Annotated in this window: 6 protein-coding genes; 1 reads left to right on the top strand and 5 read right to left on the bottom strand. The window is 69.8% G+C overall.

Annotation, left to right across the window (positions count from 1 at the left end):
* Positions 1–409: 409 nt before the first annotated feature.
* The 4 genes from ACFSVL_RS28330 to ACFSVL_RS28315 are packed head-to-tail and all read right to left on the bottom strand — an operon-like array spanning position 410 to position 5,356.
* Positions 410–1,816: an L-fucose/L-arabinose isomerase family protein gene (locus tag ACFSVL_RS28330; protein ID WP_378308607.1), complete on the bottom strand. Its 1,407-nt coding sequence runs from the start codon at positions 1,814–1,816 to the stop codon at positions 410–412.
* Between the two features lie 3 nt (positions 1,817–1,819).
* Positions 1,820–2,821 (bottom strand): substrate-binding domain-containing protein, encoded by a 1,002-nt coding sequence (locus ACFSVL_RS28325; RefSeq protein WP_378308606.1) that lies wholly within the window; start codon positions 2,819–2,821, stop codon positions 1,820–1,822.
* A gap of 22 nt (positions 2,822–2,843) precedes the next feature.
* A complete protein-coding gene (locus tag ACFSVL_RS28320) occupies positions 2,844–3,833 on the bottom strand; it encodes an ABC transporter permease (RefSeq protein ID WP_378308605.1) in 990 nt (329 codons plus the stop codon).
* On the bottom strand, positions 3,830–5,356 hold the full coding sequence (locus ACFSVL_RS28315) for a sugar ABC transporter ATP-binding protein (RefSeq protein WP_378308604.1): 1,527 nt from the start codon (positions 5,354–5,356) through the stop codon (positions 3,830–3,832). The genes ACFSVL_RS28320 and ACFSVL_RS28315 overlap by 4 nt, the downstream gene beginning before the upstream one ends.
* 435 nt (positions 5,357–5,791) lie before the next feature.
* Between ACFSVL_RS28315 and ACFSVL_RS28310 the strand changes: the two genes are divergently transcribed.
* Positions 5,792–11,254 carry an ATP-binding protein gene (locus ACFSVL_RS28310; protein ID WP_378308603.1) on the top strand — a complete coding sequence of 1,821 codons (5,463 nt, stop codon included), beginning with the start codon at positions 5,792–5,794 and terminating at the stop codon, positions 11,252–11,254.
* A 399-nt stretch (positions 11,255–11,653) separates the two neighbouring features.
* On the opposite strand, the gene dnaE is transcribed toward ACFSVL_RS28310, so the two are convergent.
* Positions 11,654–14,662: DNA polymerase III subunit alpha (dnaE, locus tag ACFSVL_RS28305; RefSeq protein ID WP_378308602.1), on the bottom strand; the 3,009-nt coding region annotated here is incomplete at its 5' end.

Here is a 14,662-nt window from a genome sequence, read left to right as displayed (position 1 = left end):
ACTACCAGCGACGACACCAGCAACCAGCGCCCAATCACGAACTACAGCTGGAGTACTAACCGGCATAGGCACTCACGACCGCCCCAGGCAAGTACGCCCGCCATGACGCCGGGAGGAGGCGGCTGCGCAGGGGTCGTGAGTGGCAATCCCGGTTAGAACCGGGATTGCCACTCACGACAGCGCGGCGCATCAACGCTCCTGCACCATCTCGCCGTGACCTGCTCTGCGCGCCGCCGCACTCGCCGCAGCCTGCTCGCCAGTGCCCCTCAACGCGCCCTCACAAGCCTCCGACCGCGCGGTGGCACTCGTGCTGCGCCGTGGCACCCCGCCTGCCCGCGCGAGCATGCACGTGGCTGGGTCTCGTGAGTGCTAATCCGGTTCTAACCGGCATAGCCACTCACGACCACCCTCAACGGCGCCACTCCTCCACCCGCACCCCCAGCAACTCCGCCGCCGCCCGAAGTTCCCTCCGTCGATCCCCCGGCACCGCGTGCACGTGGTTCGCCCCGAACCGCGACAGGAACGTCTCAGCAGCGACATCCAGGCGGGCGAACGCGTGCGGCCACTCCGGCGTCGAGCGCGCCACCAGTTCCTCCGTGGTCCGCTCGTCGAAGTTCTCGAACTCCCCCAGCACCAACTGCATCCGGTACTCCCCCGACAACCGGCTCAGGCGCGCCAAAGTCATCCGGCCGGGGGCGGCGATGTGCTGCACCGAAGCCCCGCCTGCGGGGAAGAAGAACACCTCCGGGTACAGGTGCACCTTCGCCAGGTTCTCGGCCGGATCCTCGCTGCGCGCGGCGAACCACGTCGCGTGCTGGCCGGAGTTGCACAGGTCCCACACGTCGCGGTCCGGGTGGTAGTGCCGGACGTCGGCGAACAGCACCGGCGTCCCGGTGATCCGGTGCATCAGCTGCATGGTCAGCGCGCCGTCCATGTCCGCCTCGGTGGCGGTGATGTGCACCGCCTTGGGGCCGTTCCAGTCGTAAGGATCGTTGAGCAGCGCCTCGGCCACGTCGGCGGTCGCGAAGTGTTCGGTCAGTTCCGGTTGTGCTTTGATGCCGGAGAAATCCAGGTGCCGTTCGGCCGCGACGTCGCGCACGGCCAGGTACAGGCGTAGTTGGCGTTCAAGCAATTCCGGAGTCAAGCGGTCGCCGTCGTAGTGCACGGTGGCGTGTTGTTCCAGCCACTCGCGGCCGCGCACGGCTTCGTCCGAGGGGCCGGATTCCGCGCGCCGCACCAGTTCGTACTGGTCGATTTCCTCGACGTCCACGCCGAATTGGCGCATCCACTGATCGGTGTTGGCCACGGTGGTGTTCATGCCCATCGGCCGCCCGCCGAAGCGGCCGAACGTCGAACCGCGCAGCGAGCCGACGGCGGCCGCGGCGCTCGCGTGCGCGCTGATCTCGGCGATCAGGTCCGGGTCGGAGGGCGCGCCCCACAAGCGGGTGTGCGCGCGGCCGATCTGGTCGAGCGCGCCTCCGGCGGCGAGCATGCCGACCAGCCCCGGTTCGGCCGGGTCGGTGCTCGCGACCAGCAGCAGCGGGCCCGGCGTCGCGTCCGCGGCCAGCATAGTGAAGTGCGGGAACGCCCACACCGCGTAGTACAGCACCGTCACGTCCACCGAACTCGCGGCGACCGAACGCGCGGCGGCGGTCGCGGTGGTGTTCGTGGCGACCAGTCCCCCGGTGACGACGTCGTGGCCCGCCGCGGTCAGCGCGGCCGCGAATTCGTCCGCTTTGGACCGGATGAAGCCGGTATTCCGCCGGTGCACGTGGTCGCGCCCGTCGGAAACGGCAAGGACACCGATACGCGCCATAGGTCAGCTCCGGTTCAGCTCGGCGTAGACCTGGGCCGCGTTCTCGCGCGTCACCAGGCGGGTGGGCAGGGTTTGCGTCTTGGGCACGGTCTGGCAGTCGACGAGCAGTTTCTTCGCCGCCGCAACGGCTTCCTTGCCGCCGGTCGGGTAAATGAACGTGGCCGACAGGCGACCGGCCTCTACCGCTTTGATGCCGCCCTCGGGCACCGGCAGGCCGTCGATGCCGACGATCGGCAGGTCGGCGCGGCCCGCGTTCTGCGCCGCGATGCGCGCGCCCTCGGCCATCGGGTCGTTCTCGGAGAACATCGCCTGGGCGTCCGGATGCGCCTTCAGCAGCGCGTCCGCCTGTTGTTGTCCCTTGTCCCGCAACCAGTCCGCGTCCGCGCTGGCCACCACGGTGATGTTGCGGCCGGTGATGCCCTGGGTGAATCCGTCGCTGCGTTCCTTGGCGGGCGTCGACCCGGCGAGGCCCTTCAACTCGACGACTTTCCCGCCGTTCGGCAGCAGTTTCTCGGCGAAGAACTTGCCCGCCTGGCGGCCGATGTCCACGTTGTCCGCGCCGATGAACGACGTGTACCCGTCGCCGTCGACCTTCCGGTCCAGCACCAGCACCGGAATCCCCTGGTCGTACGCCTTCTTCACGACGCTGGTGAGCGGCGTCGCCTCGTTCGGGCTGATGATCAGCAGGTCGATGCCCTGGGTCAGGAAAGTGTTGACCTGCTCGACCTGTTTCGCGTTGTCCTGCGCGGCATCCGCGTAGCTGACGCTGAACTGCGGCACGCCGGCCGCCGCCTTGCGGACGTCGTCGTCCATCCGGACGCGATACGGTTCGGCGAGATTCGCTTGGCTCATCCCGATTTTGTATTTGCCGCTCGGGCCGTGGCATTGTTTCGCGGCCGGCGCGGTGCCGGATGCCGCGCCAGGAGCGTTTTCGTGCGTGGTGCCGCAGGCGGCGACGAGGGCCAGCCCCGCCAGAACCGCCCCGCCGCGGATGATGCCGGACATCTGCTCCCCTTTTCCCGAACGCCTATACCGTGGCCGGGCGCAGCCTCTGCAGGCCCGCGGCGAGCACGATCACCACGCCGACCACGATCAGCTGGACGTTCGAATCGATGTCGTTGAGCTGGAGGATGTTGTCGAGCACGCCGACCAGCAGGGCGCCCGCGACGGTGCCGGACACCGACCCGCGCCCGCCGGACAGGCTGGTCCCGCCGATCACGACGGCCGCGATGGCGTTCAGCTCGTAGCCGGTGCCGTCGTTGGGGCCGCCGAAGTTGTACTGTCCCGCGTGGACGATCCCGGCCAGCGCGGCGAGCAGCCCGCACAGCCCGAAGACCAGCACCTTCGTCCGGATCACCGGCACCCCGGACAGCACCGCGGCCTTCTCGTTGCCGCCGATCGCGTACACGTGCCGGGAAAACGCGCTCGACCGCAGCACCAGCACCGCCAGCACCGCGACGACCACGAAGAACAGCGCCGGGATCGGCACCACGCCGCCGAACGTCCGCTCGCCCAGCAGCGAAAACGGCACCGGGGCCTGGCCGGGGCCGTCGCCGTAGGTGATCGAAACGCCCTCGCCGCCGGACCACATCCGGGCGATCCCGCGCGCGATCTGCATTCCGGCGAGCGTCACGATGAACGACTGGATCCGGAACCGCGCGCTCGCGATCCCTTGCAGCAGCCCGAAACCGAAGCCGAGTGCGAGGACCACAAGCACACCCGGCACCAGGCCCCAGCCGCCGCTGGTGAGCAGCAGCGCGACGCCGACGCTGGCCAGCCCCATCACCGACCCCACCGACAGATCGATACCGCCGACGAGGATCACCAGCGTCATGCCGACCGCGATGATGCCGATCTCGGAGATCGCGCGGACGACGTTGAACAGGTTGCCGCTGCCCAGGAACACCAGTTCCCCGTCGCGGTGCGGGGAAAAGACGATCGCGGCGGCGAAGACGAGCACGAGCCCGAAGACGCTCTGGAACCGGAACACCGCCGCCAGCACGCCGCGCCCGTTCACCGGACGTCTCCCATCGACGCGGCGAGCAGTTCGGCCTCACCGGCGTGCGCCGTGTCCAGCTCGTGCACGCTGCGCCCGCCGCGCAGTACCACCACGCGATCGCACACGCCGACCAGCTCCGCCGGCTCCGACGACGCCAGCAGCACGCCGACCCCGCTCCGCGCGGCTTCGCCGAGCAGCCGGTAGATCTCCGCCTTCGCCCCGACGTCCACGCCGCGCGTCGGCTCGTCCAGCAGCAGCAACACCGGTTCGGTGAGCAAAGCCCGGCCCAGCACCACTTTCTGCTGATTCCCGCCGGACAGCGAACCCACCGGATCGGCGAGCGACCCCAGCTTCACCCCGAGCCGCCCCGCCTCCTTCCCGGCCACCGCCCGCTCGCGCCCGCCCGCCACGATCCCGAACCGGGCCAGCCGGTCCACAATGGACAGCACGGTGTTCGCCACGACGGAATGCTCCAGCGCCAGCCCCGCGATCCGCCGGTCCTCAGGCACGAACGCGATCCCGGACCGCATCGACCGGCGCGGCGACCGAGGCCGGAACTCCGTGCCGCGCAAGACAATCCGTCCGCTGACCAGCTTTCCGCCGGAAGCGCCGTACAGCGTCTCCAGCAGCTCCGTCCGCCCCGCGCCGAGCAGCCCGGCGAGACCGACGATCTCACCGGCCCGCACCGTCAGGCTGATGCCATCGGGCTCCCGCCGCCCGGCACGCGGCCGCACCACAAGGTCTTCCACCCGCAGCACGTCGTCCTGATTCGGCGAGGACACGCTGTCCGCGCGGAACATCAGGTGCACCGGACGGCCCACCATCGCCTCGGCGGCCCGCTCGGCAGTCAGCTCCGCCGCGCTGAACTCCGCAACCACTTCGCCATTGCGCAGCACCGTCGCACGGTCCGCGACCCGGCCGATCTCGTCCATCCGGTGCGACACGTAAACGATCGCGGCCCCGTCGGCGCGCAGCTGGTCGATGACTGTGAACAGCCGCTCCACCTCGCGCGGCGACAGCGCCGACGTCGGCTCGTCCATCAGCAGGATGCGCGCGTCCAGCGACAGCGCCTTCGCGATGGTGACGAGCTGCTGTTCACCGGTGCGCAGCCGTTCGACCGGCGTGCGCGGGTCGAGGTCGACGCCGGAGCGCGCCAGCACCTCGCGCGTGGCCGCGACCATCCGCCGCCGGTCGACGGTGCCGCGCCGGGTGTGCGGCTCGCGGCCGAGAAAGACGTTCTCCGCCACCGAAAGCGCGGGCACGAGGTCCAGTTCCTGGTGGATCATCGCGACCCCGGCGCGGCGCGCGTCGGCCGGGCGGGCGAACCGGACCGCCTCCCCCGCGATCCGGATCGCCCCCTCCCCCGCGGCGACCTCCCCGGACAAGATCTTCAGCAGCGTGGACTTGCCTGCCCCGTTCTCGCCGAGCAGTGCGTGCACCTCCCCCTTCGCCGCGGTGAAGTCCACCGCGCCCAGGGCACGCACCCCGCCGTAGGTCTTGCTGACGCCGGCCAGCTCGGCCAGCGCGACGCCGTCGCCCATGCCCCGCCCTCTCGGCCCGCCCCACGTCGAGAAATCGATTACCCGCGACCGTACGGGGTACTCCAGAAGAGTGTCAAGGGTCACATTTTCACTGCTCAGGGGAGCCTCAGCTCCGGTTCCGGCGGCCACCGTCCGCACCGCCGCCTGAACTGCGGGTGACCCCTGTCCGACCCCCTGGAAACCCCTGGCCGTCCAGTTGCCGACACCCCGCCGTGATTTGTGGCATACCTCGCGATAAATCCGGCCGCGACGACGTGACAGGAGCGGTTTTTGGCGGGTTCCTACAAACCGGCAGGCGCGGCATGCGTCATCCGCGACATTGGTGTACCCGGCGGTAGAGGAGCAATGTGTACGACGAAGACAGGCGACGTTCCGGCGGGTCCGGCGTCGCCTGCTGTGCGTGGGTGTAGTTGGGTTCGCTGGGAGGCATCGTCCGTGTTCAATCGCGTCGCCATCGTCAATCGCGGGGAGGCCGCGATGCGGCTGATCCACGCAGTCCGGGATCTGTCCGCCGAGACCGGGCGACGGATCGAGACGGTCGCGCTCTACACGGACGCGGACGCCACGGCGACTTTCGTCCGCGAAGCCGACGTCGCGTACTCGCTCGGCCCCGCCTCCGCGCGGCCCTACCTCGACCTCGCCAAGCTGGAGAAGGCGCTGGTCGACACTAAAGCGGATGCCGCGTGGGTCGGCTGGGGCTTCGTCGCCGAGGACCCGGCGTTCGCCGAGCTGTGCGAGAAGATCGGGGTCGCCTTCGTCGGCCCGAGCGCGGACGCGATGCGCAAGCTGGGCGACAAGATCGGCGCGAAGCTGATCGCCGAGGAGGTCGGCGTCCCGGTCGCGCCGTGGAGCGGCGGCGAGGTCGCCACGCTGGAGGAAGCGCTCGCGGCGGGCGACAAGATCGGCTACCCGCTCATGCTCAAGGCCACCGCGGGCGGCGGCGGGCGCGGCATCCGCAAGGTCGAGTCGGCGGGCGACCTCACCGAGGCGTACGAGCGCACCAGCCAGGAGGCGCTGCGCGCGTTCGGCAGCGGCGTCGTGTTCCTGGAGCGCCTGGTCACCGGCGCGCGGCACGTCGAGGTCCAGGTGATCTCCGACGGCGCGACCGCCTGGGCGCTCGGCGTCCGCGACTGTTCGGTGCAGCGGCGCAACCAGAAGATCATCGAGGAGTCCGCGTCGCCGGTGCTCGGGGCGGACCAGACCGCCGAGCTGAAGGCGTCGGCCGAGCGGCTCGCGGTCGCGGTCGGCTACCGCGGCGCGTGCACCGTCGAATTCCTCTACCACCCGGGCGACCGGCTGTTCGCGTTCCTCGAGGTGAACACCCGGCTCCAGGTCGAGCACCCGATCACCGAGATCACCACCGGCACCGACCTGGTGCGGCTGCAGCTGCACGTCGCGTCCGGCGGCAAGCTCGAAGGCGCGCAGCCGGAGGAGTCCGGGCACGCCGTCGAGGCCCGGCTCAACGCCGAGGACCCGGACCGCGACTTCGCGCCGTCGCCGGGCCGCATCGCGCGGCTGCTGCTGCCCGCCGGCCCGGGCATCCGGGTCGACACCGGCGTCAGCGAGGGCGACACCATCCCGGCCGACTTCGACTCGATGATCGCCAAGATCATCGCCTACGGCCGCGACCGCGACCAGGCGCTCGCGCGGCTGCGCCGGGCGATGGCCGAGACGTCCGTGCTCATCGAGGGCGGCGCCACCAACAAGAGCTTCGTGCTCGACCTGCTCGACCAGCCCGAGGTGATCGACGCCAGCGCGGACACCGGCTGGATCGACCGCGTCCGCGCCGAAGGCCGTCTCGTCACCACGCGGCACTCCGCGGTCGCGCTCGCCGCGGCGGCGATCGAGGCGTACGAGGACGACGAAGAGGTCGGCCGGCAGCGGCTGCTGTCCACCGCGTTCGGCGGGCGTCCGCAGGTGCGCCACGAAATCCGTCCGCTGGACCTGAAACTGCGCGGCGCGTCCTACCGGGTCACGGTCGCGCGGACCGGGCCGAAGCGGTTCCGGGTCGGCGTCAGCGGAGGCGGCGACGTGCACCAGGCCGACGCCGAACTCGAGCGGTTCGACGAGTACAGCGGCCAGATCACCGTCAACGGCACGCGGTTCCGGCTCGTCACCGGCACGCACGGGCCGACCCACCTGGTGGAGGTCGACGGCGTCACGCACCGGATCAGCCGCGACGAGGGCGGCGTCGTCCGCTCCCCCGCGCCCGCGCTGGTGGTCGCCACGCCGGTCGCGGTGGACGACGAGGTCGAGTCCGGCGCGCCGGTGCTGGTGCTGGAAAGCATGAAGATGGAGACGGTGCTGCGCGCGCCGTTCCGGGCCAGGGTCAAGGAACTGCCGGTGTCGATCGGCAGCCAGGTGGAGACCGGGGCCCCGCTGCTGCGCCTCGAACCGCTGGCCGACGAGGCCGAGGACGAGGCCGCCGCGGAAGCCGAGACCGCCGAGATCGACCTGCCCGGCGAGCCGGACGGCACGAGCGCGGCCGACCGGGCCGAGCGCGGCAGGCAGGACCTGTTCAGCCTGCTTCTCGGCTTCGACGTCGACCCGCACGACCAGGGCCGCGTGCTCAGCGGCTACCTGGCGGCGCGCGCGGAGCTGCCGGCGCGGCCGCTGGAGGGCGAACTCGGCCTGCTGGACGTGTTCGCCGACCTGTCCGAGCTGAGCCGGAACAAGCCGGCCGCGGACGACCTCAGCGCGTCCAGCCCTGTGCACAGCGCCCGCGAGTACTTCCACGCGTACTTGCAGAGCCTCGACGTCGAACGGGCCGGGCTGCCGGAGAAGTTCCAGGGCAGGCTGCGCCGCGTGCTCGGCCACTACGGCGTCGGCGACCTGGAGCGCACGCCGGAGCTGGAGGAAGCGGTCTTCCGGATTTTCCTTGCCCAGCAACGGGCTTCGGGCGACAGCGCGATCGTGTCCGCGCTGCTGCGGCAGTGGCTCACCGAGGCCCCGCCGTCCGCCGAACTGCGCGAGACCGCCGGTCTCGCGCTGGAGCACCTGATCGCCGCCACCCAGCTGCGTTTCCCGGCGGTCAGCGACCTCGCGCGCGGCGTGGTGTTCCGCTGGTTCGCGCAGCCGCTGCTGCGCCGGGCGCGGGCCGAGGTGTACGCGGAGATCCGCGGCCACCTGCGCTACCTCGACCGCAATCCGGACGCGGCCGACCGCGCCGAGCGGATCTCCGGCATGGTGTCGAGCAACGAGCCGCTGGTGCGGCTGCTCGGCCAGCGGATCGGGCGGCCGGGCGCGGACCCGGCCCCGATGCTCGAGGTGCTGTCCCGGCGCTACTACGGCAACAAGGCGCTCACCGACGTGCGCGTGCGGGAGGTCGCGGGCTGCACGTTCGTCACCGCTTCGCACCCGGAGCCGGCGCGCGTGGTCACCACGGCCGTCGACTTCCCGCAGCTGCCGGACGCGATGCGCGCGGTCGCGGAGCTGTCCGCCGACGCCGGTGCGCCGGTCGCCGCGGACGTGTACCTGAAGTGGGCCGACCAGCCCGACAGCGACGCGATGGCCAAGCAGCTGGGCGAAATCGTGGCGGCGCAACCGCTTCCGGCCGACGTCACCCGGGTCGTCACCACCGTCGCCGGGGGCGGCGGCGCGGTGATGCACCACCACTTCACCTTCCGCCGGACCGAATCCGGGTTCGCCGAGGACCGGGTGATCCGCGGGCTGCACCCGCGCGTCGCGGAGCGGCTGCAGCTGGAGCGGCTGCAGGAATTCGACCTCACCCGGCTGCCGTCGGCGGACGAAGAGGTGTACCTGTTCACCGGCACCGCGCGGGCCAACCCGGCCGACGAGCGGCTGATCGCGATGGCGCAGGTCCGCGACCTCACGCCGCTGCGCGAGGCGGACGGCAGGCTCGTGTCGCTGCCCTCGGCCGAGGACACGCTCAACGCGTGCCTCGACGCGGTCCGCAACGCGCAGGCGCGGCGTCCGGCGCGGAACCGGTTCGACACCAACCGGATCGTCATCTACGTGTGGCCGCCGAGCGACCTGACCATGGACGAGCTGAACCTGCTCGCCCGCCGCATCCTGCCCACCACCGCGGGCGCGGGCCTGGAGGAGATCCAGTTCCTCGCCCGGCAGCGGAACGCCGAAACCGGCGAGCTGACCGACATCGCGGTGACGGTCCGCAACGAGGTCGGCGCGGGCGTGCGGCTGTCGGTCGAGACCCCCAGCACCGAACCGGTGCAGCCGCTGGACGACTACCGGCAGAAGGTGCTGCGCGCGGCCCGGCGCGACACGGTGTACCCGTACGAACTCACCGAACTGCTGGCCGGCGGCGGGACCTTCGCCGAGCACGACCTCGACGACACCGGCGCGCTGGTCCCGGTCGACCGGCCGCGCGGGCAGAACAAGGCCGCGATCGTGGCCGGCGTGGTCAGCACCCCGACCGACCGGGTGCCCGAAGGCGTCCAGCGCGTGGTGCTGCTGGGCGACCCGACGAAGTCGCTCGGCGCGCTGTCCGAACCGGAATGCGCGCGGGTGATCGCGGCGCTGAACCTGGCGCAGGAGATGCGGGTCCCGGTCGAATGGTTCGCGCTGTCGTCCGGCGCGCGGATTTCGATGGACTCCGGCACCGAGAACATGGACTGGGTCGCGGCCGCGCTGAAGCGGATCGTGGAGTTCACCCAGGACGGCGGCGAGATCAACATCGTGGTCGCCGGGATCACCGTGGGCGCGCAGCCGTACTGGAACGCCGAGGCCACGATGCTCATGCACACCAAGGGCATCCTGGTGATGACGCCGGATTCGGCGATGGTGCTCACCGGCAAGCAGGCGCTGGACTTCTCCGGCGGCGTGTCGGCCGAGGACAACTTCGGCATCGGCGGCTACGACCGGGTGATGGGGCCGAACGGGCAGGCGCAGTACTGGGCGCCGAACCTCGCCGGCGCGCGCGACGTGCTGATGGCGCACTACGCGCACACCTACGTCGTGCCGGGCGAGACGGGCCCGCGCCCGGCCGCCACCACCGACCCGGCCGGCCGCGACGTGTCGGACTACCCGCACGCCGTCGTCGGCAGCGACTTCACCACGGTGGGCCAGATCTTCTCCGCCGAGCACAACCCGGACCGCAAGAAGCCGTTCGACATCCGCACGGTGATGCGCGCGCTGTCGGACCAGGACCACCCGGTGCTGGAACGCTGGGCGGGCATGGCGGACGCGGACACCGCGGCGGTGCAGGACGTGCACATCGGCGGCCATCCGGTCTGCCTGCTGGGCATCGAATCCCGGTCGGTGCCCCGCCGCGGCTTCCCGCCCACCGACGGCCCGGACTCGTTCACCGCGGGCACGCTGTTCCCGAAGTCGTCGAAGAAGGCGGCCCGCGCGATCAACGCGGCGAGCGGCAACCGTCCGCTGGTGGTGCTGGCGAACCTGTCCGGCTTCGACGGCTCGCCGGAGTCGATGAAGAAGCTGCAGCTGGAGTACGGGGCCGAGATCGGCCGCGCGATCGTGAACTTCGAGGGCCCGATCGTGTTCACGGTGATCTCGCGCTACCACGGCGGGGCGTTCGTGGTGTTCTCGAAGGCGCTGAACCCGAACATGACGGTGCTGGCCTTGGAGGGCTCGTTCGCCTCGGTGCTCGGCGGTGCCCCGGCGGCCGCGGTGGTGTTCGCGGGCGACGTGAACACCCGCACGGCCAACGACCCGCGGGTCGCCGAACTGCAGAAGCGGCTCGGCGAACTGAGCGGGGCCGAGCGGGCTGCTTGCGCGGCTGAGCTGGCCGAGGTGAAGTCCGCGGTGCGGGCCGAGAAGCTGGGCGAGGTGGCGTCGGAGTTCGACCGGGTGCACAGCATCCAACGAGCGGTCGAGGTCGGGTCGGTGGACGCGATCGTCAGCACGGCGCAGCTGCGGCCGCGGATCATCGAGGCGATTGAGCACGGGTTGAAGGGCTGAGGTGCTCGCCCGTGAGTGCCGCGCCGTTGGGGGGGTCGTGAGTGTTTATCCCGGTTAGAACCGGCAACGCCACTCACGACCCCCTCCACAGCCGCAGGCCCCATGCCAGGGACCCAAGGCGGCGCTGTGGGCGCGGTTGAGGCTCGTCCGCCCAGGTTGAAGGGGCTGGCCAGGGCCGGCACCGCTGGACGGCGGGTCGGCTGGTGCGGGGTTGTGTCGTCCGTGAGGGCCACCTTCACGGACTCTGATTCCCTCAGGGTTCCCCTCACGGACCTTCGGATGTGGCCATGCGGACATCAATCGGGCAATTCGGCTGCGCTGGCATTGGCCGCGGGCCCTCTCGGCCGGCCGCGCAGGGACGTCGTGAGTGGCAATCCCGGTTAGAACCGGGATTGCCACTCACGAGGCCACCGTGATCCCCCGAATCGTTTTCACCTCGCCCAGCAGCGCGGGCGTCACCTTGACCGAGTACCCGTCCAGCGCGTAACGCCGCTCCCCCACCTGCATGTGCACCGGCGTGTTTCCCTGGTGCGCCAGCAAAGTCTGCTTCAGCTCCAGCACCATCGGCAGCGTCACCTTCTCCGCCCGCGTGCGAAGCACCAGCGGCGCGTCCCCGAGTTCCGTCAGGTCGAGCGGCACCAGGTCCGCCCCGAAGACCGACATTTTGTCCTCCCGCCAGTTCACCCGGCCCTTCACCAGCACCGCGTTGTCCTCCACCAGATCCGCCGCGCACAATGCGTACGATTTGGCGAAGAACAGCACCTCCAGCGACGCGTCCAAATCCTCCACGGTGCAGATCGCCCACGGTTCGCCCTTTTTGTTCACCCGCCGCTCCAGCGAAGTGATCAACCCGGCGACGACGAGTTCGCCTTCCTTCGGCGGATTGTCGATGATCGCCGCGATCGGGCGGGGCGCGTGTTTGCGGAGGACGCCTTCGGCACCGTCCAATGGATGCGCTGAAACGTAGAGTCCGAGCATGTCGCGTTCGTGCGCCAGCAATTGCTTGCGCGGCCACTCCTCGGCGGCGAATTTCACGTGCGCCAGCGGTGACGAAGCCGGTTCGTCGTTTCCGCCGCCGAAGAGGTCGAACTGGCCCATCGCTTCCTGGCGCTTGAGCGGCACGACGGCTTCCACCGCGTCCTCGTGCACCTGGATCATCGACAGCCGCGTGTGCCCCATCGAATCGAACGCGCCCGCCTTGATCAGCGACTCGATCACCCGCTTGTTGCAGGCCACCAGCTCCGACTTGTCCAGGAACTCGGTGAACGAGGAGTACTTCCCCTTCTCCTCGCGCGTCTTGATGATCGACTCCACCACGTTCGCGCCCACGTTGCGCACCGCGCCCAAACCGAACCGGATGTCGTTCCCGACGGCCGCGAACCGCAACGCCGACTCGTTCACGTCCGGCGGCAAAACCTTGATCCCCAGCCGGCGGCACTCCGACAGGTAAATCGCCGACTTGTCCTTGTTGTCACCCACCGACGTCAACAACGCGGCCATGTACTCCGCTGGGTAATTCGCCTTCAGATACGCCGTCCAGTATCCGACCAGCGCGTATCCGGCGGCGTGCGACTTGTTGAACGCATAGCCCGCGAACGGCAGGATCGTGTCCCACAGCGCTTGCACGGCCTCAGCAGAGAAACCGTTGTCGATCATCCCGGCGCGGAAGCCTGCGAATTCCTTTTCCAGGACTTCTTTTTTCTTCTTGCCCATCGCGCGGCGCAGCACGTCCGCGCGACCCATCGAGTATCCGGCCACTTTCTGCGCGATTTGCATGATCTGTTCCTGGTACACCACCAGGCCGTGCGTTTCGGCGAGGATCTCGCGCAGCGGTTCGGCCAGTTCCGGATGGATCGGTTCGATGGCTTGCCGTTGGTTCTTGCGGTCGGCGTAGTTGTTGTGCGTGTTCATCGCCATCGGGCCCGGCCGGTAGAGCGCGTTGACGGCCACGATGTCCTCGAACCCGGTAGGACGCATGCGGCGCAGCAGATCTCGCATCGCGCCACCGTCCAATTGGAACACTCCGAGGCTGTCGCCGCGGGCCAGCAGGGCGAAGGTTTCCGGATCGTCGGTGGTCAGCCGGTCGAGGTCGACGTCTTCGCCGCGGTTGGCTTGGATGTTGTCGATCGCGTCGCCGATGACGGTGAGGTTGCGCAGGCCGAGGAAGTCCATCTTCAGCAGGCCGATGGCCTCGCACGACGGATAGTCCCAGCCGGTGATGATCGAGCCGTCGTCCCTGCGCCACAACGGAATCGCGTCCATCAAGGGCTCGCTGGACATGATGACCGCGCAGGCGTGCACGCCCGCGTTGCGGATCAGGCCTTCGAGGCCGCGGGCGGTGTCGAAGATCGTCTTGCACTCTTCGTCGGTCTCGACCAGCGTGCGGACCTCAGCCGCCTCGGCGTAACGCTCGTGCTTGGCGTCCACGATGCCTGACAGCGGAATGTCCTTGGCTGCCACCGGCGGCGGGAGGGCTTTGGAGATGCGGTCGGCGATCGAGTAGCCAGGCTGTCCGAAGTGGACTCGCGCGGAGTCCTTGATCGCCGCTTTCGTTTTAATGGTGCCAAAAGTGATGACCTGCGCAATCCGGTCCGCGCCGTATTTATCGGTGGCGTAACGGATCATCTCGCCGCGCCGGCGGTCGTCGAAGTCCATGTCGATGTCCGGCATGGACACTCGTTCCGGATTCAGGAAGCGTTCGAACAGCAGACCGTGCCGGATCGGGTCGAGGTTGGTGATCCGGAGCGCGTACGCGACCAGCGATCCCGCCGCCGACCCGCGCCCCGGGCCCACCCGGATTCCCGCCTCGCGGGCGTGCGTCATGAGGTCGGCCGTGATGAGGAAGTACCCGGGAAACCCTTTGCCCACAATGACCTTAAGCTCGTACTCGGCGCGTTCCCGATATTCGTCGGGAACTCCGTCCGGCAGTCGGTGCGCGAGCCCGGTCATCACTTCGTGGTGCAGCCAGGTGGCTTCGGTGTGGCCTTCGGGGACGTCGAAGACCGGCATCCGGTCCTTGTGCGTGTACACGTCCTCGTACGACTCGACCCGCTCCGCGATCAGCAGCGTGTTGTCCGCCGCCCCCGGAACCTCCCGATCCCAGTACTCGCGCATCTCGTCCGCCGACTTCAGGAAATAGCCGTCCCCGTCGAACTTGAACCGCGTCGGATCGTTCAGCGTCTTGCCCGCCTGCACGCACAGCAACGCCGAATGCGTGTCCGCCTGGTCCTTCGTCACATAATGCGAATCGTTCGTCGCCAGCGGCGGCAGGTCCAGCAGCTTCCCGATCTCCAGCAGACCCTCCCGCACCGACCGCTCGATCGGCAACCCGTGGTCCATCAGCTCCAGGAAAAAATTCCCCGCACCGAAAATGTCCTTGTAGTCCGAGGCCGCCTGGATCGCCGCCTC

The organism is Amycolatopsis silviterrae (assembly GCF_042684085.1).
Lineage (GTDB): Bacteria > Actinomycetota > Actinomycetes > Mycobacteriales > Pseudonocardiaceae > Amycolatopsis > Amycolatopsis silviterrae.
The sequence above is the reverse complement of the archived record's forward strand: the minus strand, read 5'-3'. Positions and strand labels throughout refer to the sequence as shown.

Bases quoted from the DNA above. Each gene is read 5' to 3' on its own strand.
- ACFSVL_RS28330 (WP_378308607.1), bottom strand. From the start codon at position 1,816: ATGGCGCGTATCGGTGTCCTTGCCGTTTCCGACGGGCGCGACCACGTG.
- ACFSVL_RS28325 (WP_378308606.1), bottom strand. From the start codon at position 2,821: ATGTCCGGCATCATCCGCGGCGGGGCGGTTCTGGCGGGGCTGGCCCTC.
- ACFSVL_RS28315 (WP_378308604.1), bottom strand. From the start codon at position 5,356: ATGGGCGACGGCGTCGCGCTGGCCGAGCTGGCCGGCGTCAGCAAGACC.